The 20,698-nt window shown below is 46.1% G+C and carries 21 protein-coding genes; 9 read left to right on the plus strand and 12 right to left on the minus strand.

What is annotated here, in order from left to right:
* The first annotated feature begins 15 nt into the window (after positions 1-15).
* The gene (locus ACOMG9_RS19935; RefSeq protein WP_448218180.1) at positions 16-327 is read left to right on the plus strand and encodes a hypothetical protein; all 312 of its coding nucleotides are present in this window, start codon (positions 16-18) and stop codon (positions 325-327) included.
* Between the two features lie 22 nt (positions 328-349).
* Here the strand turns inward: ACOMG9_RS19935 and ACOMG9_RS19940 are convergent, their stop codons facing one another.
* Positions 350-652, minus strand: a complete 303-nt coding sequence (locus ACOMG9_RS19940) for a GIY-YIG nuclease family protein (protein ID WP_422138829.1) — start codon at positions 650-652, stop codon at positions 350-352.
* Positions 653-1,077: 425 nt separating this feature from the next.
* Here ACOMG9_RS19940 and pgtP point away from each other — a divergent pair, with 425 nt between their 5' ends.
* On the plus strand, positions 1,078-2,433 hold the full coding sequence (gene pgtP / locus ACOMG9_RS19945) for a phosphoglycerate transporter protein PgtP (RefSeq protein WP_448218181.1): 1,356 nt from the start codon (positions 1,078-1,080) through the stop codon (positions 2,431-2,433).
* Between the two features lie 67 nt (positions 2,434-2,500).
* Here pgtP and ACOMG9_RS19950 read toward each other — a convergent pair whose 3' ends face one another.
* The 4 genes from ACOMG9_RS19950 to ACOMG9_RS19965 all read right to left on the minus strand — a co-directional run bounded on the left by ACOMG9_RS19950 (position 2,501) and on the right by ACOMG9_RS19965 (position 6,404).
* Positions 2,501-2,932 (minus strand): DUF2147 domain-containing protein, encoded by a 432-nt coding sequence (locus tag ACOMG9_RS19950; RefSeq protein ID WP_448218182.1) that lies wholly within the window; start codon positions 2,930-2,932, stop codon positions 2,501-2,503.
* 108 nt (positions 2,933-3,040) lie between these two features.
* Positions 3,041-4,252: an aromatic amino acid transport family protein gene (locus ACOMG9_RS19955; RefSeq protein WP_494529282.1), complete on the minus strand. Its 1,212-nt coding sequence runs from the start codon at positions 4,250-4,252 to the stop codon at positions 3,041-3,043.
* A 238-nt stretch (positions 4,253-4,490) separates the two neighbouring features.
* Positions 4,491-5,249, minus strand: a complete 759-nt coding sequence (gene hisA / locus ACOMG9_RS19960; protein WP_422135200.1) for a phosphoribosylformimino-5-aminoimidazole carboxamide ribotide isomerase — start codon at positions 5,247-5,249, stop codon at positions 4,491-4,493.
* A 408-nt stretch (positions 5,250-5,657) separates the two neighbouring features.
* Positions 5,658-6,404, minus strand: a complete 747-nt coding sequence (locus ACOMG9_RS19965) for an META domain-containing protein (protein ID WP_448218184.1) — start codon at positions 6,402-6,404, stop codon at positions 5,658-5,660.
* A 176-nt stretch (positions 6,405-6,580) separates the two neighbouring features.
* Here ACOMG9_RS19965 and ACOMG9_RS19970 point away from each other — a divergent pair, with 176 nt between their 5' ends.
* Positions 6,581-6,712 carry a hypothetical protein gene (locus ACOMG9_RS19970; RefSeq protein WP_422135202.1) on the plus strand — a complete coding sequence of 44 codons (132 nt, stop codon included), beginning with the start codon at positions 6,581-6,583 and terminating at the stop codon, positions 6,710-6,712.
* Positions 6,713-7,239: 527 nt separating this feature from the next.
* On the opposite strand, the gene ACOMG9_RS19975 is transcribed toward ACOMG9_RS19970, so the two are convergent.
* Complete coding sequence (locus ACOMG9_RS19975) at positions 7,240-8,253, minus strand: IS110 family RNA-guided transposase (protein ID WP_448215063.1); 1,014 nt, start codon at positions 8,251-8,253, stop codon at positions 7,240-7,242.
* Between the two features lie 146 nt (positions 8,254-8,399).
* Between ACOMG9_RS19975 and ACOMG9_RS19980 the strand changes: the two genes are divergently transcribed.
* Positions 8,400-9,917 (plus strand): IS1182 family transposase, encoded by a 1,518-nt coding sequence (locus ACOMG9_RS19980; RefSeq protein WP_448216038.1) that lies wholly within the window; start codon positions 8,400-8,402, stop codon positions 9,915-9,917.
* A 288-nt stretch (positions 9,918-10,205) separates the two neighbouring features.
* Here the strand turns inward: ACOMG9_RS19980 and ACOMG9_RS19985 are convergent, their stop codons facing one another.
* The 3 genes from ACOMG9_RS19985 to ACOMG9_RS19995 all read right to left on the minus strand — a co-directional run bounded on the left by ACOMG9_RS19985 (position 10,206) and on the right by ACOMG9_RS19995 (position 13,827).
* Positions 10,206-10,586, minus strand: coding sequence for an SET domain-containing protein (locus tag ACOMG9_RS19985; RefSeq protein ID WP_422135203.1), 381 nt, complete (start codon positions 10,584-10,586; stop codon positions 10,206-10,208).
* Between the two features lie 143 nt (positions 10,587-10,729).
* Positions 10,730-12,532, minus strand: coding sequence for a DEAD/DEAH box helicase (locus tag ACOMG9_RS19990; RefSeq protein WP_448218185.1), 1,803 nt, complete (start codon positions 12,530-12,532; stop codon positions 10,730-10,732).
* Positions 12,533-13,251: 719 nt separating this feature from the next.
* Entirely contained in the window at positions 13,252-13,827 is a 576-nt protein-coding gene (locus ACOMG9_RS19995) for a lysophospholipid acyltransferase family protein (RefSeq protein WP_422135205.1), read from the minus strand.
* Positions 13,828-14,183: 356 nt separating this feature from the next.
* On the opposite strand from ACOMG9_RS19995, the gene ACOMG9_RS20000 reads away from it, so the two are divergent.
* The 3 genes from ACOMG9_RS20000 (at position 14,184) to ACOMG9_RS20010 (ending at position 16,384) form a co-directional block, all read left to right on the plus strand.
* A complete protein-coding gene (locus ACOMG9_RS20000; RefSeq protein ID WP_448218186.1) occupies positions 14,184-14,750 on the plus strand; it encodes an RING finger domain-containing protein in 567 nt (188 codons plus the stop codon).
* Between the two features lie 552 nt (positions 14,751-15,302).
* Entirely contained in the window at positions 15,303-15,584 is a 282-nt protein-coding gene (locus tag ACOMG9_RS20005; protein ID WP_448218664.1) for an RING finger domain-containing protein, read from the plus strand.
* A 275-nt stretch (positions 15,585-15,859) separates the two neighbouring features.
* A complete protein-coding gene (locus ACOMG9_RS20010) occupies positions 15,860-16,384 on the plus strand; it encodes an RING finger domain-containing protein (RefSeq protein WP_494530398.1) in 525 nt (174 codons plus the stop codon).
* Positions 16,385-16,760: 376 nt separating this feature from the next.
* Here ACOMG9_RS20010 and tnpC read toward each other — a convergent pair whose 3' ends face one another.
* Genes tnpC through tnpA form a run of 3 tightly spaced genes read right to left on the minus strand, consistent with a single transcriptional unit; the run spans position 16,761 to position 19,183 of the window.
* Complete coding sequence (gene tnpC, locus ACOMG9_RS20015; protein WP_494529122.1) at positions 16,761-18,455, minus strand: IS66 family transposase; 1,695 nt, start codon at positions 18,453-18,455, stop codon at positions 16,761-16,763.
* 36 nt (positions 18,456-18,491) lie between these two features.
* On the minus strand, positions 18,492-18,860 hold the full coding sequence (gene tnpB, locus ACOMG9_RS20020) for an IS66 family insertion sequence element accessory protein TnpB (protein WP_448215654.1): 369 nt from the start codon (positions 18,858-18,860) through the stop codon (positions 18,492-18,494).
* Entirely contained in the window at positions 18,857-19,183 is a 327-nt protein-coding gene (gene tnpA / locus ACOMG9_RS20025; protein ID WP_448215653.1) for an IS66 family insertion sequence element accessory protein TnpA, read from the minus strand. Before tnpA ends, tnpB begins: the two co-directional genes overlap by 4 nt.
* A 519-nt stretch (positions 19,184-19,702) precedes the next feature.
* Here tnpA and ACOMG9_RS20030 point away from each other — a divergent pair.
* Both ACOMG9_RS20030 and ACOMG9_RS20035 read left to right on the plus strand, forming a co-directional pair.
* Positions 19,703-19,894, plus strand: coding sequence for an RING finger domain-containing protein (locus ACOMG9_RS20030; protein ID WP_487247191.1), 192 nt, complete (start codon positions 19,703-19,705; stop codon positions 19,892-19,894).
* A 201-nt stretch (positions 19,895-20,095) separates the two neighbouring features.
* Positions 20,096-20,695 carry an RING finger domain-containing protein gene (locus ACOMG9_RS20035; protein WP_448218187.1) on the plus strand — a complete coding sequence of 200 codons (600 nt, stop codon included), beginning with the start codon at positions 20,096-20,098 and terminating at the stop codon, positions 20,693-20,695.
* Positions 20,696-20,698 lie beyond the last annotated feature (3 nt).

Raw genomic sequence — 20,698 nt, forward strand, 5'->3', positions numbered from 1 at the left:
GAGAGGAATTACCCGGTGGTTGCACTGTGTAAAGAACCCAACACAAAAATCAGTCTTCTGAACGACAAAGGAAACATTGTCGATAGCTGGTTATGTCAGAAAGTCGGTGAGCGCCTGACGATACTGAAACCCGAATACCAAAATGGCGACGTTTATCGATTTGAGGCATCACCGGAGTACAGTCCTGCGCGGTTATGGAAATCAAAACTGTCTATCAATGTGGGTAGCTTTAAGTATGAATACATCAGTAAGGCAAGCTCACTTTATGACTTACCGGCATTGACGCTTTTGATGTCGATGTATTTTATTGGTTTAGGCGCATTCTGACAGGGTGAGAAATTTCTGCGGATCAAAGCCTGGCTTCGACCGGAAGGACTTCAGCATAGTTGGAAGCAATGTTTTGCTTTTCTTTCAGCAGAGCCTCCTTCTGAGTGCGAGTCATTTTTTTAATGGCGGCTTCCCGTCTGCCAGCGGTTGAACGGTTATGACCTGCTTCCAGATACATCAGGGCAGCAGGTTTTTTACCATTAAAAAATCGGGCGCCGCCTTTCTTTTTGCCTGAGTGTTCTTTCCAGCGCCGCTCGACATTGGTAGTAATGCCGGTATACAGACTGTTGTTGCTTGCCAGAATGATATAAACGAACCAGTTCATGAAACCTGCACAAAAAAGATAAACAACAGCAGTTTACCGCACTGGGCAGGTTAGCACTATAAAACAAAACGAAAGTTCTATTTAAAGAACTTCATTCTGATATTAAGTTTTTTTGGGCTTTCGACTTGCTAAATCACAAATCTGAACTGGAATTAACAGTTGCTAGCCTCCCACAGGAACATCTTTGAACAGAGTTTGTGGGACTTAATAAAGCGGCTTTTCTTTTTTGATACCGGTGAGTCTAACCATCGTTTTGCCAGTTACCTGTAAAAATGATGCTCACTGAAATCAGAGCAAAGCTGTTCGATCATTCAGCCGTGAACCCAATTGCCGGCCAAAGGAATGTTTGCCGAAGCTCTTGGCCGCCCGAACGAGCTCTTGTTCGGGATAAATGGCTATAACGAATAAATTAGGGAGTACTTCCTATGCTGAGCTTTCTCAGTCCTCCTGCTCATCAAGAGCAGATTGCGTCCAAAGAAGTTGATGAAACTTATAAAAAACTTCGTATACAGGTTTTGTTAGGCATCATTGTTGGCTATGCCGCTTATTACCTGATTCGCAAAAATTTCTCTCTGGCCATGCCCGACCTGATTGAGCAGGGTTTTACCAAGTCCGAACTGGGTCTGGCTCTCTCAGCGGTCTCTTTTGCCTACGGCTTCAGCAAGTTTCTTATGGGCAACCTCTCTGATCGCAGTGACGCTCGGAAATTCATGAGTATTGGCCTGATTCTCTCGGCCCTGACCATGATCTTTATGGGAACCGTTCCTTTTGCCACCACCACAGTCACTTCCATGTTTGCCCTGCTGTTTCTCAATGGCTGGTTTCAGGGTATGGGCTATCCGGCTGGCAGCAGAGTCATGACACACTGGTTCTCTGTAAGAGAGAGGGGCGTTAAATGGGCTTACTGGAATACTTCTCACAACCTGGGAGCCGGTCTGGTAGGTCCCATGGCTATTTTTGCGGTCTATCTGTTTGGTGACTGGCAATCACAGCTCTGGTTCCACGGAGTCGTAGCCCTCGTCCTGGCCGGTATCACCTGGACCTTATTAAGAGATACTCCTCAGTCCTGTGGCCTGCCCAGTATCGAAGCATGGACTGGTGACAAGCTTAAATCCTATGACGAGCAGCACCATGAGCAGGAGATGTCGGCCAAAGAGATCTTTTTCAAATATGTATTTAACAATAAATTGCTCTGGTATCTCTCGCTGGCTAATGTCTTCGTTTATCTGGTTCGTTACGGAGTACTGGATTGGGCGCCAACTTACCTGAAAGAAGTGAAAGGTTTCTCAATGGCTCAAAGCGGTCTGGCCTATTTCCTCTATGAGTTTGCCGGCATTCCCGGCATCCTGCTCTGTGGCTGGGCCAGTGACCGTTTCTTCAGAGGCTGTCGTGCCCCTGTCAGTATGTGGATGATGGCACTGGTCTGTGTTGCCATTGTCATTTACTGGCAGAACCCGGCTGGACACCCGATGATTGATAATCTCTGCCTGATATTTGTGGGCTTCCTGATCTATGGCCCCGTTGTGCTGGTAGGTCTCCAGGCCGCTGATTCAGCCCCCAAGAAGGCAACCGGAACCGCCACTGGCCTGACCGGCCTGTTTGGTTATCTCGGTGGCGCTCTCTTTGCCAACCTGGCTATGGGAGTTATTGTTGATGCGATGGGCTGGAGTGGTGGCTTTATGCTGATTCTGGCTGCCTGCGTCATGGCGATTCTGTTCCTGGCAATGACTCTGAAGCAGGAAAAAGAAGACAAAGCCGAACTCTTCAGTCAGTACAAATGATACAACTTCTACCCGGCAGTCATTACTGCCGGGTAATGGGAGCCTCTGAGACCTAAGGCAATTGCGACTAATCAGCCTTCACCCAAACCGAAGTTCGACCCAACAATGAAAAGCCCAGATACCCCCTCAGCTCAAGTTTTTGCCCCCCGTCAATCAACTTCATGCTGCCGCTGTATACTCTACCTGACTTCGGATCGAGAACATTTCCGTTGTCGTATTTAGAACCATCTTTTTTCATTCCCCAAAGAAAAGTCATCCCTTCTATCTTTTGGTTCTTTTTGTCGCCTTTGCATTTTTCACAGACCGCATCTCTGGAAGCAGGATCAAGGATCTCCACAATCTTACCTTTCAGCTGATCACCTTCTTGCCAGATAGTCACCAGAGATTCCTTTTTATTGGTTTCTTCGTTAACGGTGTACCACTCACCAACGTATCCACTGGCAAAAGACAGAACAGGGATAAGCAGTGCAGAAGCTGTCAGAAGTGCTTTTCGTAACATGAGGGGTTCCTACATTTCTTGTTTGACGGAACGATAGTAATCGGATCAATGCTAAAGAACCAGCTAAAAACATTTGAGTTATCAAGACTACGGATTCTCAAAAACGGATCAGGAATCCAGGGCTGGCAGCCAGCCGGAAACAATACCTGCCTGGGCAAGAATCACGGCCAGCCCGATCAAACACATGATGACCAGCAACGGATTGCCTCCGGCAACCTGATAGGGCTCTTCAAGACGCTCCTTTCGCACTTCCCAGACCAGCATGACGGGAAGAAAGACCGCCAGAATCACCAAAGCTACTGCAGCATAACCCAAAGTCGTCACAAAGCCTCCCGGAAAAAAAACCGCCACCAGCAACGGCAGCCCCAGAGTCAAACAGACAGTTTGAATACGACCGATGATGGTATCAGGTCTCTTACTGACTTCAGCCAGATAATCAAAGAGACCAATGGCTACCCCCAGAAACGAAGTGCCCAGCGCACAGGCTGTAAAAGCACTGATAAGATGGTTAAAGCCGGAATAATGGCTGGCTTCTCCAATGCTGTTGATAAGCTGGTCGACAGCATCCGGACTGCCCTGCAGGTTATTGATCAGACTCGATGACAAAGTGCCGTTGGTGGCAAACTGCCAGAGGGAATAGACCAGAAGGGGCACGATACTGCCCAACACCAGTGCCATACGAAAATCTCCAGGCTTGCCTTTTACATACCGCACGACTGTGGGTACTGCACAATGATATCCGAATGAGGTGTAAAGTACTGGCAAAGCAGCAAAGAGCATACCGGGTTGACCGACCCCAAGGGTGAGATTTTTGGCTTCAGCTTCTGGCAATAAAAGCACCATGATGAACATCATTAACATCATCATCAGAAAGAACATTGCTCGATTGGCGTAGTCCACCACGACCGTCCCGACAACCACCATTACAGCAATAATCACTGCCACTAACGTAGCTGACTGAGAAAAACTGAGAGCCAGCCCCATTTTTTGAGTGATGGCGACCGCTTGCCCTGCGCCGGCTGTGATATAGGCTGAACAGAGTGAGTAATACAGAAACAGCATGGCCAGAATAGCGACTGCCTGACCGGGTTTCCCCAGCAGCCGTCCCACCACACCATGAAGATTATCAGCCTCTGGCACGGCACGGCAGGCCTCGGCGATCAGCAAACCTCCATAGCAGGCAAGTGAGGCCATTAACATCATCAGCAGAATTCCTGACCAGATACCCGTAGCAGCAGAAACCAGAGGCAAGGCCAGCATACCTGCTCCAATTGATGTACCTGCTACCAGCAGAGTGCTTCCCAGTGTTTGACTGTTCATGTGTTAATTCATCGTTTCCTTTCCAAACACCAAGGATAGACAAGAATTAACAAGAATTTATAGAGTGATCTTTCTCTCTTTTTCTGTTAGGAGCCTTTGATAAGCTTCTTCGACTCATTTTCCCAAAAAAAACAATTTAACATGCCTCACTGCATTATCGAGTACTCTTGAAACGTTGAGCAGAAATATCCAAAACGGATAATTCAGAACCACCCGGCATGAACGTCAAACCTGCGGCTTAATCGGTTTTACAGCGCGCGACTACATCCATAAATGCCAGCGAACCACCAAAAATATCCAGGGCGCTACCTATGGTAATGTGTACCTGACCGTTACCGGCTTTTCTGACTGCTTCAATGTCTTCCAGAGTGGCAATGCCTCCCGCATAGGTCACAGGAACAGGTGAATATTGAGCCAGCAGGGAAACCAGTTCCAGGTCAGGCCCTGCCATCAAACCTTCAACCGATGCCGCATGAACAAGAAACTCATCACAATAATGAGCCAGCCTATTCAATGTCTCAGCATTGATCCGGGTATCGGTAAACCTCTGCCAGCGATCCGTCACAATAAAATAGTCATCATCTTTTTTCTTACAGGAAAGATCCAGCACCAGACGCTCACGGCCTATTGCAGCGAGTAATTTGTCCAGATTATCAAAATCTATCTGACCATCTTTGAAAACGTAGGAGGTCACGATGACATGTGAGGCACCCATATCCAGATACCGAACAGCATTGTCTGCTGTAATACCGCCGCCAATCTGAAGACCTCCGGGCCATGCTGACAGGGCAGAAGCGGCGGCATCCTCATTGCCGGGCCCGAGTTTTATGACATGACCACCCGTTAATTGTTTCTGCCGATAAAGATCCGCAAAATCAGCCGCAGAGCGGTCACTTTCAAAATTCACCAGAGCCGAATTATCACCATCACGCAGAGAGCTTCCCACTATCTGTTTTACCTTGCCTTCGTGCAGGTCAATACAGGGACGAAACTGCATAATGGAACCTCCTTGATGTGCTTTAACAGTGAAATGAAAGCGCTAAACCTATCACATTTAAGGTCAATTAAGAGAGCGTTTCCTGCTTTGCGCTGTCATGTGAAAAGAAAGACTCTTCTGGTTGGCAAGCCTGTTTTCAGCCAGACCCGGACCAGAGGATCAGCAGCAGGATAGCTTTAATGTTGCTTTGCAACTCGTTCCCACGCAGGGACCCAGAGGACCTAAAAGCATGGGAACCAGAGTTTCGCGACAGGCTCCTAAGGAGCGAGCAGTGACTTCATAAAATCATATTTGCAGTCCCCTTCAGCAAAGTGAATTTGCTGAAGGGGATAGAGGGTTGCAAAAGAAAGGAGGGCGAGTTCAGGTTATTGTCTGGCTGAAATTCTGAACCTGACTTTCAGCCCGTGATCACTGACCTTTGAATTCCAGAGGTCTGGAGAAATCAATTATTTTGTTAGAAGTAGTGTGGGAAACCAGTTTTCCATTTTGTCTGACTTCTACAGAGACAGAATACGTACGGTTTGGCTGAATCAGTGAAGGCGCATAAGGAACATCAAATTTTAAGGGTCCATCAACACGCTGATTCAGCTTGATTTTTTTCTCACCAATCAGATTCGAATGCTTATCCTTATTGCTGATATCTTTCATCAAAATCAGAACATCTGCGCCAGCCGGGAAACTGCCTGTGGATGATTTGATGATCCCTCTCACTTTGGCACTCTCTGCAAAAAACGTCATCGTCTCATCATTGTGACGCCCCTTCAGAGTCATTACCAGGCCGTTGGACATCATGGTGTCAACCTGCTGAAGCCCTTTGAAATAAGCCATTTCCTGTTTCATGTAAGGTTCCGGGCAGGCCATCATAGTGGAACCTACTCTGCCAAACTGCAACTCATCCTGTTGCATCGTATAGCTGCCAAAGTAACCGTTACAAGGGCCACGACCACTGATTTGACCATCCTTGCCAGAAGCAGATTGAAACTCAAGAGTGACTCTTTTGCCATTAACCGGTGGCACGCCATTCAGGGAACGCAGCACCCAGGTCTTACCCTCAACGTCGGTGGGTGTTACCACCACACTCTTGTCCGGTGTACTACAGGCAACAAGAAAACCTCCTGCTGCCAGCACCAGAACATAACGGCCCATGCTTCTCATGATTCTACCTTATACCTCACGTGAGACGGTTCTTGATTTCTGCCCCGGCATAAAAGCCTGAACATAAACCCTGAAGCTGCTCATTGAAAACCGCCAGAAACCTTTATTACCAAGGCCTGACACAAAATACGGAGCTATATACGGAATACGGATCGATACAAAGATACAGCATCCTAATGAAACCCACGAATGAAGTGACATCATTAACCCGGATAGAAGCGCCACCTATACACGACAAAGAAGTAGCAAACAGTAGAACATCGACCGATACTCGTCTGGCTGACCACCTCAAGGTAAAACATCACTAAGTGTAGCAGCCAAATGATTCACGACATAAATCAATCACGCTAACTGACGACACCTGAATTCAGGTGTCTAGGAGCCTGACCGAGAATAGACTGCCCTACTGCGGCGACAGCAAATTGGTCTGAAAATCCGCTTTTGTTCGTCAAATAGCTCGCTATTCTCCTCACAAAACCGAATTTTCATCCTCAATTTTCTGCCGTCCTCGCTACGGGCGCTATTCTCGGTCAGGCTCCTAGGAGCCTTATATGGTCCGCCCCGTTTTGCAAGAGCCTGTTTTGTTAATTAGCAAACAAAGATAACTGCAATCATATATACGGCCTATTCATGAGGTCTAACCCTCTGGCCCTGATGGGTATCCGCGCAACCTGGCCTTATCAGTCCGACGGCCTCAAGGGTCAAGGCTCCTATCAGGTTTCAGGTTGCCGGTTTTTACCTGTTTGCCATCAACTGTACATGCTCATCGCAATCTGCGGGGGGGTCCCCTTTGATTAAGCTTATGCTTTACTTTGCCGCTGCCGCCTTTACTTCATTATGCAGCCTTGTAAACTTCATTTCGGGTCATGATGACCCAGACAATCCGAGCCATTTTATTAGCCAGACCAACGGCGGCAACGTTGTGATTGCTGCGCTCATTAAGTTGGCTAACCCATTTTTTACAGCGGTCATCCTTATTTTTGAGGCAGTGGAGTACCGAACGTGCGCCGTGTATCAATAATGTGCGCAGGTATTTATCACCCCGTTTACTGATGCCCAGCAGGACTGACTTACCGCCTGTGGAATGCTGTCTTGGAACTAATCCCATCCATGCGGCAAGGTGTCGACCAGATTTAAAATACGTCGCATCACCAATGGCTGCCTTCAATGCTGTGGCAGTGATGGCTCCGATACCCGGCATAGTCATCATTCGACGACATTCGTCGTCGTTTTTTGCTAGCTCCTGAATTTTCTGGTCATACTGTTGAATACGCTTGTCAAGACTGGCCAACTCTTCTGATAAACCATGTAGCAGCTCACGAGTCAGCGAATGGAGTCCATTTTCAGCATCTTCCAGAATTCGTGGAAGCTGTGCACGAACTTTACCAATACCCTGGGCAACTACAATACCTTCTTCCAATAGTGACCCCCGGATCTGGTTAACCAGGGCAGTTCTCTGATCAACCGCTTGTTGACGATAGCGGTGCAGAAGTTGCCAGGCCTGCTGCTCTGACGTTTTAACAGGTACAAAACGCATGCTGGGCCGTGAAGCTGCTTCTGCAATCGCTTCAGCATCGTTGTAGTCATTTTTGTTGGTCTTGACATAAGGCTTGACAAATTGAGGTGAAATCAGCTTGACAGTATGCTCATAGTTCTTGAATAACCGAGCCAAATAGTGAGCACCACCACAAGCTTCCATAGCGATAATGCATGGCTCCAGATTTGCCACGTACTCTAGAAGGTTCTTCCTGGACGACTTCTTTCTGATGACTTTGCTACCCTGCTCATCAACACCAAACAGGTGAAAGTTGTTCTTGCCAATATCGATACCAAGTACTGAAATAGTCATGGGTGGTTCGCTCCGGTTAATCCTGTTTAAATGGTTAACTCCATTTTGGCTCATTTGAAGCCGTTTAGGAGGGGCGGACCATCCCATTAGACCGAGAATAGGCTTATCTGTTATGATAAGCCTTAAACCAACTCCGATGATGCCAGATGTCACCACCACCAAAATTCAAGGACAGCCCTGTTGAGTTTGACCAGCATCTGCTGTTCCCAACCAACATTTTCGACCTGCTTCCCAAAGACCATGATTGTTTCGTTTATGAAAGCATTTTTCAGAACATCGATACGTCTGAGGTTGAAAAAAAATATCACCACCTTGGTCAGCACGCTTACCCTCCAAAGCTCATTGTCGCTATTCTGATCTACGCCTATAGCCATGGTGTTTTCAGCTCCCGTCAGATTGAGCGACGGTGTCGACAAGATCTGGCGTTCATGTATATCTCACAAATGAACTGCCCAAATTTCAGGGTTCTGGGAGATTTTCGTAAGGAAAATCTGTCGTTTTTTCATGACTGCTTCAAACAGTCCGTCAAACTGGCCATGGAGCTCAAAATGGCATCACTGGGCCATATCAGCCTGGATGGCTCCAAGTTCAAAGCCAACAGCTCAAAGCACAAGGCCATGACCTACGGAAGGCTCAAGGCTAAAGAGGCAGAACTCAGTGCAGAAGTGGATGAGCTGATCAAAAAAGCCAGTCAGTGCGACCAGGAAGAAGACGACGCCTACAAAGCAAGCAACGGCTACAGCATTCCTGAAGACCTCCAGTTTAAAGAGGAGCGTCTGAAAAAAATCAAAGCGGCCAAAGAAGCCCTTGAAGAACGCGAAAAAGCCCTGAACCCTGATGAGCCTATTGACGACAAAAGGCAGATAAGCTTTGCAGACCATGATGCCCGGATCATGAGCAAGAAAAGTTACTGTGAGTACAGCTACAATGCTCAAATCACCGTAGATGCTGATAATCAGATCATCGTCGGCCAGCACATCAGCCAGCAAGCCAATGATGTTCAGGAGGCAGAGCCTGCTTTGGAAGCACTGTCTGAGACAACCGATGGTGCTGTTGTGGATAAGGTGAGCATGGATAATGGTTATTTCTCAGGGCCAAACCTGCATGTGCTGGATAAGCATGAAATAGATGGCTACATAGCCACCGACAGAAAAGAGAAGCCAGCAGATACCCAGCTTAAGGACTCTGAGCGTAAGTTTGTCAAAGCAGATTTTGACTACGATGCAGAAATGGATGTGTTTATCTGTCCGGCTGGGGAGAAGCTGATAACTAACCCAGACAGCAAGGCCAAGAGGCAGAGTTACCGGGCGAACAAGGACGCATGCAGGAAGTGTGTTTACCGTTCACAATGCAGTGGCTCAAAAAAGGATGCTGGCAGGGTCATCCGCACAGACAAGTTTGAGCCCGCGCGGCAACGTATGAACAAGAAAATGGAGACAGCCAGTGCGAAAGCAATCTATGAGCGTCGTAAGGTCATTGCAGAGCCACCGTTTGGTCATATAAAAAACTCAGGGTTCAGGAGTTTTAGCCTTCGTGGTAAAGAGAAGGTAGAAGCAGAGTTCTCACTGGTATGCACGGCACACAATTTCAAAAAATTTGTGAAGGCCGCTTCAACGGGATCAATCCGTCTTGAGAATTTAAAAGGGGTTAAAAAAGCGGCATAAAGGCTGTGAAAAGGCCTAAATTTGCAAAAATGAGCAAAATTACACCAAAAATTGGATGTTTTTTGCTCATCCTGAAATTTTAGAGAGCCTCTGGGGATCTAGTTACGCCATTCTCGGTCAGGCTCCTAGCAGCCTGTCGGACTTAAGACTGTCCTACTCGGCAACTGCTCCTGCGTTTCTCTAGCTCCTGCATCCATGCAGTCGTGCGGTTGCAATAAATTGGTCTAAAAATCCCTGTTTCTTGCAATCCCCACTACGGACGCTTAAGTCCGACAGGCTGCTGGGTTTTCAGGGCTCCCATTGAATTCCTTGCCAAAGAGGTGATTGATCGTTCGGTGAGCCGTTGTAATTAATTGTTATCTCTTCATTGGGTCGAATTTTTTTAATGGCAATGAATTCAATCACCCGATCTTCCATATCATATCGGTAGAGTGCATTGGGTGTATAAGAGTGGTTGTAAATTGAACCCAGCCCCAAAGCAATAGCGGCTGAATCCATTGCCTCACCCCAGGAAAAGTAGTAGTTGTATATCGTCGTTTGATCAATGTGTTCAAGATCTTCAGGAGGCAATTCAAGAACAGGGCAACGCTCGATGACTGTATCTCGCTCAATCTTTTTACGTGTAAAGACTCCTCGCCCTTTCGAACCAGAAAATGCTACGTACAGCATAAGCGAGACCTCTTTAATTTTTGTTTCCTGACAGTCTACCTGCCCTTTAGTGGTCTGTTAATTGTCTTTTTGCAGTGCTCCACCCAAAAAAAAGCAGAAGTACCAGACTTCTGCTTTTTCATAATCAATGAAAGATGATTGACTTATGCTTCACGGCGAGGCCTGCGAGAACCCTGACGCCGGTCCCCACCACGATTGTCACGATCTCTTCTGAAACCTTCGCCATCACGACCACGGCCACGTCGGGGACGATTGTGATCACGACGACCGTCATCAGCCCAGATTTTCAGATCCAGAGCCTTGTTGCGGACCTTGACGTTTTTCAGAGCATCCAGAATGGAAGCATCCACACCTTCTGGCAGGTAGACGGAAGAGCAGGTGTCAAACAGGCGAATGTGACCGATATTCTTGCCTGAAATATTACTTTCGTTGGCAATCGCACCGACCAGGTCTCCGGGGGTAATGCCCTGATCGCGACCTACATCAACACGGTAACGAACCATACCTTCATTGTCTTCTTTACGATCACGACGTGGACGCGCACCGCGCTCACCACGATCGCCTCTGTCTCCACGATCACGTCGCTCACGCTGTGGACGCTCAGGCTCTTTACCATCCGGGAACGGACGATCTTTCTGGGCCATAAAGCAGAGAACAGCGGCCATATCTTCGTGGCTCAGAGCATGTTCGGTTTCCAGCTCAGCAATGATTTCACGAAATACATCCAGCTCTTCGCCCATTTCCAGAGATTTCACCACTTCTTCCTTGAAGGCACGAATGCGCATATCACGAACATCACGCATAGACGGCAGACGCATAGTTTCAATGCGCTGGCGAGTGGCGTGTTCAATAGCTCGCAACATACGACGCTCACGGTGCGTAGCAAAAAGAATAGCAACACCCTGACGACCTGCACGGCCAGTACGACCAATACGGTGAACATAAGCTTCTGTATCATAAGGAATGTCGTAGTTTACAACGTGAGACATTCGCTCAACGTCAAGACCACGGGCCGCAACATCTGTAGCGATCAGAATATCGAGAGAGCCTTTCTTCAGTCGATCTACTACTTTTTCACGCAGCCCCTGGCTCATGTCACCATTCAATGCAGCAGCAGCGAAGCCTCTGGCCTCGAGCTTTTCAGCCAGCTCTACGGTTGCAGTTTTGGTGCGCACGAAGATTATCATGGCATCAAAAGGTTCGACTTCAAGGATTCGTGTCAGTGCGTCCAGCTTGTGGAAGCCGCTGACCATGCAGACTTTCTGGGTGATGGTATCAACAGTGGCGGTTTTCGCCTTAATCTCAACAGTGGCAGGATTCTTCAGGTGCGTATCCGCTATCTTGCGAATCTGTCTGGGCATAGTGGCAGAGAACAGGGCCACCTGACGCTCTTCCGGTGTCTGTTCCATGATCCATTCAATGTCATCGACAAAGCCCATGCGCAGCATTTCATCGGCTTCATCCAGAACAACTGCTTTCAAAGCATCCAGCTTGAGGCTCTCTCTGCGAATATGGTCCATGACACGACCCGGCGTGCCTACAATAACATGAGCACCACGCTTGAGGCCTCTCAGCTGACCACGCATATCCTGCCCACCGTAAACCGGCAGCACGTGAAAGCCCTTCATGTGACGCGCGTAACGCTGAAAAGCTTCAGCCACCTGAATGGCCAGTTCGCGCGTAGGTGTCAGCACCAGAACCTGAGGATCATTGGCCTTCATATCCAGGCTGGAAAGCATAGGCAGGGCAAACGCGGCAGTTTTGCCAGTACCGGTCTGAGCCAGACCCAGCAGGTCTCTGCCCTCAAGAATCCGGGGAATACTCTGAGCCTGGATAGGAGAAGGTGTTTCATAACCGACATCCTGTACCGCCTTGATTACTGCCGGGGAAAGAGGCAGTTCAGCGAAGGTAATTATTGACTCAGCAGGGGTTGTGTCGTCAGACATCAAGTACTCCAAAAAATTAGGCATTGATACAATCAGTGTTCTCCCTTTAGATACTCTGACAGGCAGCCGACGGGGTAGTGCCGGTCTTAAGCCGTGAGAATCACCCATGGGCCAGTCGCGGGTAGAAAGTCGGTCACCATGTTCTGTGGAACAGGACAGATTTCAGAGAGTCAGACAAGTGATTGCTTAGCTTGAATAATTCAATGAAAACGTTGATCGTTCTTTTCGGACCTTGCGACCTGAGCCTGCAAACAGGCTCCCATGCACACTGATCCACCGCACGGTCCTTTTCGTAACGCGCAGTGATTATTAACCATGTTCCGGCCACCGGGTTCACAAACAGGCGGTGGCCTTCTCACTCATGGCAGTTGGGTGTCCATGACTTCGTTGAAGATCTCGAAAGAACTGACAGGATCGGCATCCGATGAGAGTTCAATATGCAAACCGATCACAGAGGTAAACGGAGTACCAGGACATCTGGGAGGCAGCCCGGGAACGCCTGCAGAGCATTCTCGGCCAGTCTCCCTGGAAGGTCTTGTTAACAGCCCTTCCACAAAAGGTCGATTATTCTATCGCTATTCGCTCAACATAGATAGCTGTATTTCAAGCAACCTCCCTGTATTTAGCCGATAGGACAGGAGGATTTACAACTACTCGTTACTATTTGCAGCCATTGACCTCAGCTACGCAAAACGCGCGAAGAACACTGCGGGCTCCTTTCAGAACCTGTGAGGCCTTTTGCCCGTCATCCCCTGGTAGAAGTGCTGAATTTTTTTCAGGTCACTCTCATAGTGATCCGAAGGGAAGAACATGGGGCCGAAACCTCCCACTCTGGTTTTAAAATCCAGAAATCCCAGAGCAATGGGGACACCGGCTCCAACCGCAACATGGTAAAAACCACTTTTCCATTGGCCCACCTTGCTGCGCGTTCCCTCGGGAGGAATGGTAACGATAAGATCCTCGGAAGCATTAAACCGGTTGACAACTTGCTGCACCAGTCCGGTATTACGGCTTCGCTCCACAGGTATGCCGCCCATCCAGCGCATTATGGGGCCCATGGGGCCTTTAAAAAGATTGCTCTTGCCCATCCAGGAAATCTTGAGACCGAATTTAAAGGCAATGGCAATCACCAGAATAAAGTCCCAGTTACTGGTATGGGGAGCAGCAATAAGGACGTACTTTCGAGCATCCGGCTTTTTACCCGACAACTTCCAGCCCGCAAGCTTCAAACCCAGAGTAGAGATTAAACGAAAGAGAGTATTAATAATGGGAGTATCAAAGATCGTATGAGTCATCAAGAAGGTTACCACAGGCAGTCGAGATCAAGACTGACTCAGTGTCCATAACAAATAAATGTCTTTAAAAATTATATTCGCCCGACCAGCCTTGGAACGTGATTATACCTGCCTTAAACAGAATGTACACGCCAGTAAACATTTTTATGTTTAGCCAATTTCGCGAAAAATATTGCCAAGCCGGGCCAGGCCCTGCAGGCATTGATGTAAGAGGACTGTTCATTCAGTGGATATTCGCAGGTGCAGCGTGCTGGATTGTTTGTTGCGCAACCTTCCGTAATCTACCATGACCGAGTACTCCGTGAAATTACCACACAATTAATATGCTTTATTTATACAAATCAGTAATATTTATCATGTTCATATCTTATGGTGCTTCTTATGGGTCTCAAGATAATACTTATAATGATGAACATGTAAATTCCAACCAAACTATTTCATATAAAGATTACGAAGGGAGTTTTTCGAGTAACCTGTTAAATTTATTAAGCACTCTCTCTTTATATTATGATGGGTTCAGGCTGCCTCTACGTGCGGCTGAAATAGCAGCTGTTGTTTTTTTTGATTTATATCTATTTAAAATGCGTAGAGTAACTCCTAAAACATGTCGTATGATTTTTTCATATAGCCTTGCATCAAGCCATCTTGCTAATGGTATATACGACACGAGAATGAATGTTAAAAATCATGGAATCTCATTATTATCCTTAGCCAAATTCATTGCACAAAGAATAGAGCACATAATGTCTTTAGCAATTGTCGAACATTTGTTAGTAATACTTTTCACAGAACCATGTCCTATTTGTTTAGAGTCCTTAAGATTTCCTGTCCAATTTGCAACTTGTGCAAGACATTTGTTTTGTGCGGCCTGCATTGGTCAATGGCGGGCGCATTCACCTTTTTGCCCTGTATGTCGTCAGTAACCCGCCAATGAACTAAAGAGAATACGGGTCAGCCTGTTCAATAAATGCCTATTTCGGAAACGGAACGACTTTTGGCTGGAGCATCTTTTGATCCAGCCATATTCAGCCGTTGCTCGCAGGTGCAGCGTGCTGGATTTTTGTAATATGACTTTTCGTAATCTACCATGACCAAGTGTTCCCTAAAATTCCCAGACAATAGATATGCTTTATTTATGTAAGTCAGTGATGTTTTTCTTACTGATATCTTATGGTGCTTCTTACGGGTCTCAAGATAATACTTATAATGATGAATATCTAAATCCCAACCAAACTATTTCATACGAAGACCATGAACAGAGTGCTTCGAGTAACCTGTTAAATTTCTTAAGCGGTCTCTTAATATATTATTATGATGGAGTCAGGCTACCGCTGCGTGCTGTTGAAATCGTATGTCTTTTATTTAGTATCCATCTATTTGAAATAGGTAGAGAGCCTCCTCGTAATATATATACTGAAATTTTATCATTTAGTTTTGGATCAAGTTTTTTGTTTCATGCTATATACGACATAAGCATGAATATTAAAAATCATGGAAGATCATTATTATTCTTACCTAGATTCATTGCACAAACAACGGAGCACATAACATTTGTAGTAATTGTTACAGGAGCATGTTCTTTTTGTTTAAAGCCCTTAATATTTTTAGTAAAAATTTACACAGAATCATGTCCTATTTGTTTAGAGCCCTTAAGATTACCTTTCCGATATGCACGTTGTAGAAGACATTTGTTTTGTGCAGACTGCCTTAATCAATGGCTGGCACATTCACCTTTTTGCCCTGTATGTCGGCAGTAACCCACTGATGATAAAGAATAATAGCGGTCATCCTGTTCAATGAATGCCCATTTCGGAAACGGAACGGCTTTTGGCTGGAGCATCTTTTGACCCAGCTATATTAAGCGGTTGCTAGCAGGTGCAGTGCGTTGATTTTTTGTGATATAGCTTTTCATAATCTAACATGACCGAGTGTCCCCTAAAACTCCTACACAATAAATATGTTATATTTTCGCAATTTAGTGATATTCATCTTAATGCTATCTTATGGTGTTTCTTATGGCTCTCAAGATAATATGTATGATGATGAATCTATAAATTCCAACTACACCACTTCATATGAAGATTACGAACAGAGCATTTCGACTGAACTATTAAATTTATTAACCTTTCTCTCGTCATATTATGATAATTTCAGGCTACCTTTACGTGCAACTGAGATAGCAACTCTGTGGTTGTCAAATTTCTATCTACTTAAGCCGGGCAATAGTTTTCATGATGAATATCTTGTTATTATTTCATTTGGTCTTTTATTAAGTTTTATCGCTAACACTTCATATGACATAAGAATTTATCATCGTAATGACGAACACCCATCATTATTATTATTTAGATTAACCGCGCAAAGAATAGAGCACATATCGTCTTTATTTGTTTCCGATTACTTGTCAACAAAACTTTTTTCAGGAATATGTCCTATTTGTCTGGATCTCACGAGATACCCTATCGTCTCTGCAGGCTGTAGAAGGCACTGGTTTTGCGATGCCTGCCTTAGTATATGGCAGGCACAATCACGTCTGTGCCCTGTATGCCGACAGTAACCTCCCGATGAAATAAACAGAATAAGTACCTAACCAGTTGGTTTCGCATATTCTGGACGGCGGCTTTTTCCATCCTTCTGCGTTCCAACTCTGGTTGCGTAGCTAAGGCTACGCGCCCGTCGTTGCGCCTTGAAGGATGAAAAAATCCACTCGCCAGAATATGCGAAACCAACTGGCCAGGTACTTAGCGATCAGCCCGTTCAATAAATGCCCTTTTCAGAAACTGAATGTTTTTTGGCTGAGGCATATTTTGGTCCAGCCATTTTCAGCGGGTGCTCGCAGGTGCTGCCTGCTCGATATTTGTGACATGACCTTTGGTAATCTATCTTGTAAGCGCCAAATAAACCAGCGTACTGGCTGCCGCCCCCAAGATTTCTTATTCTTTGCCTGTCTTAACATTCCAGGGGAGAAGCTGTTCCAGTTTCTCAACGGTATCGGCGTAAGGCAGCTCTTTTAAAATATGGTTCAGGTAATTGAAAGGCTCCAGACCATTCACCTTTGCGCTTTCAATCAGGCTGTATAAAAGGGCACTGGCTTGCGCCCCTTTTGGCGTGTCTGCAAACATCCAGTTCTTGCGGCCAATAGCGAAGGGGCGGATGGTGTTTTCCGCTGCGGCATTACTGATATCCAGGTGGCCGTTGTCACAGTAAACGACCAGTTTTGGCCATTGGTTCAATGCATAGCTCATGGCTTGGTGCGACAGGCTGCCCGGGTCTAGCCTGGTTATGTTTTTCTCCAGCCATACATGAAAGTCGTCCAGTAGTGGCTTACTCTTTTGCTGACGCAGGATGGCTTTTTCTGATGGAGGAAGATCTCCTATTTCTTTCTCAATGGCGTAAAGCTTACCGATTTTGCCTAAAGCGACATTCGCCTTGCTAACGCGGGTGTTTTTCACCTTTTTGCCCGGTTTGGCTTCGCCCTTCCTGGCATCCAGAAATTTCCTGCGAACGTGGTCGAAGCAACCCGCCTGGGTGATGCCTTCTTGTTTGCATACAGCGTCGTAACTGGCATACCCGTCAGTTTGCAGGTAACCGCTGAACCCTTCGAACAGACGCAGGGGAACCTCCTTGCCTCTTGAGGGATCGTATTCAAACACCACCGATGTTTGTCCGGGTGGCCCACCAAGGCTGACCCACATATATTTGTCAGAGTTGATGGACTTGCTGGTTTCCTTGATCACCTGAATTCGGGTTTCGTCAGCATGGATCACCGAACCGGTCTTTTGATGATCTCTCATCAAATTGATGAGTGGCCGCAGTTCTGTAGACAGCCGAATCAAAGAGTTGGCCATCGTCGTCCGGGTGACAGAGCCACCGTATCGCTTGAGGATATTCTCTTGCCTGTACAAAGGCAGTGCGTCGCAGTACTTGGAGACAATGATCCAGGCCAGTGTGCAAACAGAGAGTGAAGATTTGGGCAGTGGGTGTTTTGGCAGCTCTGCAACTTTAATGACCCGCTTCTCCTGTCCATGCTCATCGACTTCTGGAAAGACTGCTTTCTCTTGCAGAATTTCTTTCACCTGAACCTTGGTCGGAACGATATCAAGCTCTTCACGGACTTTGACAAAGAAGGTATCAATGGCTCCGGCTTTTTCTTCTTCACTGAGTTCAGAGCGTTCCTGCACTCTGGGCAGAGACTCTGAAAATGACTTGCGCCCTGTTTTCTTTTTGCGTGGTTTTGGAGGCTCTTGCTCTGGCTGACCTTCAGCTTCGTCTTGCTCTCCGGTGCAGCCTTCCAGCTCCACCTCGTTGAAAATGTCGACCTGGCTGTTGTTTTTTTCAGTGCTTCTTCCGTACAGGCGGGATCGGGAGAGCCTCAGGTACTCTTCCAGTTGCGCAATGCGTTTTTTTTGAGAATCGATGACCTCTGACTTCTTTTGAATAATGTCGTCTTTTTCAAGAAGGGCATTTTCTTTTTCAAGAAGGGCATTTTCTTTTTCAAGAATGACACTTTCCTGCGAATGGATCGCCTCAAACAAGGCGACCATTTCAGGGTTAGTCTCAGCCTGATGAAAGGGCAAATCCAGTGCGGATTTCGGCTGAAAAATCAGAGTGTCGGCGGTCGATTTCATGGTCGCTATTTTACCATAAAACCCTGAAAAACAGGACTAAAAACAGCTCTCATAATGCCTTTTTTTATGGGGTTGCATGGCATTGAGATTGTAGCCGTCCAGCAGCCAGTTTAATTGTTTCCCGGTTAATGTAACCAGCTCTTCGTCCGGTTTGGGCCAGTGGAATTTGTCCTCAGACAGGCTCTTGTAATAAAGCACAAAACCATTATCTTCCCAGAACAGGCACTTGATTTTATTACGCTGCCGGTTGGTAAACGCATATAAATAGCCGTCAAAGGGGTTGTGCCCCAGCTCTTGTTCAACCAACACAGCAAGCCCACGAAATGACTTGCGAAAGTCAATCGGCTCCCGGTAGAGAAACACCTTTGGTAATACCTCTGACGGTCGCATAACCGGGGTGTTCATAGCATATCCCTCACCAGTTGCTCACAAAGCGACAGGTTACTTTCATCAATACCGGACACTGTTACACCACTGGGTAGGGTGATGGAGAGTGGTGTTATCCGAGAAGGCGCACCAGGTTCTGGTTGGGGTGTTACCTGGACAAAGCCAGAGTTGTTCGGGGTCGGTTTTACGCTGGGGGTTGTGTCGAGTTTACGCTTCCAGTATCCGAATTTGGATACCCTTATACCATGCTGTTGGCACCACGCACTCTGAGTCAAACCTGAATCCCGCCACGACTGAACACGCTCTAGCCATTCACTGTCTGCGGGTAATTTCTTTGACATATTGGCCTCCTTATATCGGGAGGCTAATCATTTCAAATGGGGTTTTGATTCTGAAGGGCGTGGGTTTATTTGGCGTTTACTCTATCTTGACTGCTTGTTCCCTAAAATTCATAAACATTAGATATGCTCTACTTAGGTAAATTAGTGATATTTATCTTACTAATATCATGTGGCACTTCTTACGGGTCTCAAGATAATACTTATGATGATGAATATAAAAATCCCAACCACACTATTTCATATGAAGATTACAAACAGAGCCTTTCGACTGGTCTATTAAATTTATTAACCTTTCTCTCGTGGCATTATGATGAATTCAGGCTACCTTTACGTTTAACTGAGATGACAGCTCATTGTTTGTTGAATTTCTGTCTACTTAAGCTGGGCAGTACTTTTCATCATGAGTATTTTTTTGTTTATTTATTAAGCGGCATCGCTAACTTTTCATATGACCTAAGAACTAATCAGCATAATTACGAAGATCTATCATTATTCATATTTACACTCATCGCACAAAGGATGGAGCACGCATTGTCTCTATTTATTGCTGATTATTTGTCAGTAAAACTTTTTTCAGGAATATGTCCTATTTGTCTGGAACAAATGAGTAACTTTATCAACTGTGCAGGCTGCAGAAGGCACTGGTATTGCAGTGCATGCCTTCGCACATGGGAGGCGCAATCACTTTTGTGCCCTGTATGCCGACAGTAACCTCCCGATAAAATAAATAGAATAGCGATCAACCCGTTCAATAAATATCCATTTCGAAAACTGAATGGATTTTGGCTGAAGCACCTTTTGCTCCAGCCATTTTCAGCGGGTGCTCGCAGGTAAAACCTGCTCGATATTTGTAACATGACCCTTCGTAATCTATCTTGACTGAGTGTTCCCTAAAATCCATACACAACAGATATGCTCTATTTATGCAAATTAGTGATATTTGTCTTGCTAATATCTTGTGGCACTTCTTACGGATCTGAAGATAATACTTATAATGATGAATATGTAAATTCCGACCTGACTATTTCACATAAAGATTACGAACAGAGCTTTCTCAGGGACCTGTTAAATTTATTAACTTCTCTCTCGTTATATTATGATGAAATCAGGCTACCTTTACGCTTAGTTGAATCAACAAGTGCTTCTTTTTTAATTTACCATCTACTTAAATCGGGTAATGTTTTTCGTCAAGAGTTAGCTTTTGCTTTTTCAATAAGCTTAATATCATGCTTTTATTTTAACTTCATCTACGACCTGATAGCATTTTTCAGTAGTGATGAAAGCTTACCACTAGCCTTTTGCAGTCTCGTTGCCCGAGTAACAGAGCACGCATTGTCAGCAAGAATTACTGACTATCTGGCAGTAAAACTCTTTGGCGGATTATGCTCTATTTGTATGGACCCCATAAGATACCCTATCGCCGCTGGGGAGTGTTTAAAGCACTTCTACTGTGCAGCATGCATTCACGCATGGACGACACAATCTCCTTTGTGCCCTGTGTGCCGACAATAACCC

It is taken from the genome of Endozoicomonas sp. PH6C (assembly GCF_059322965.1).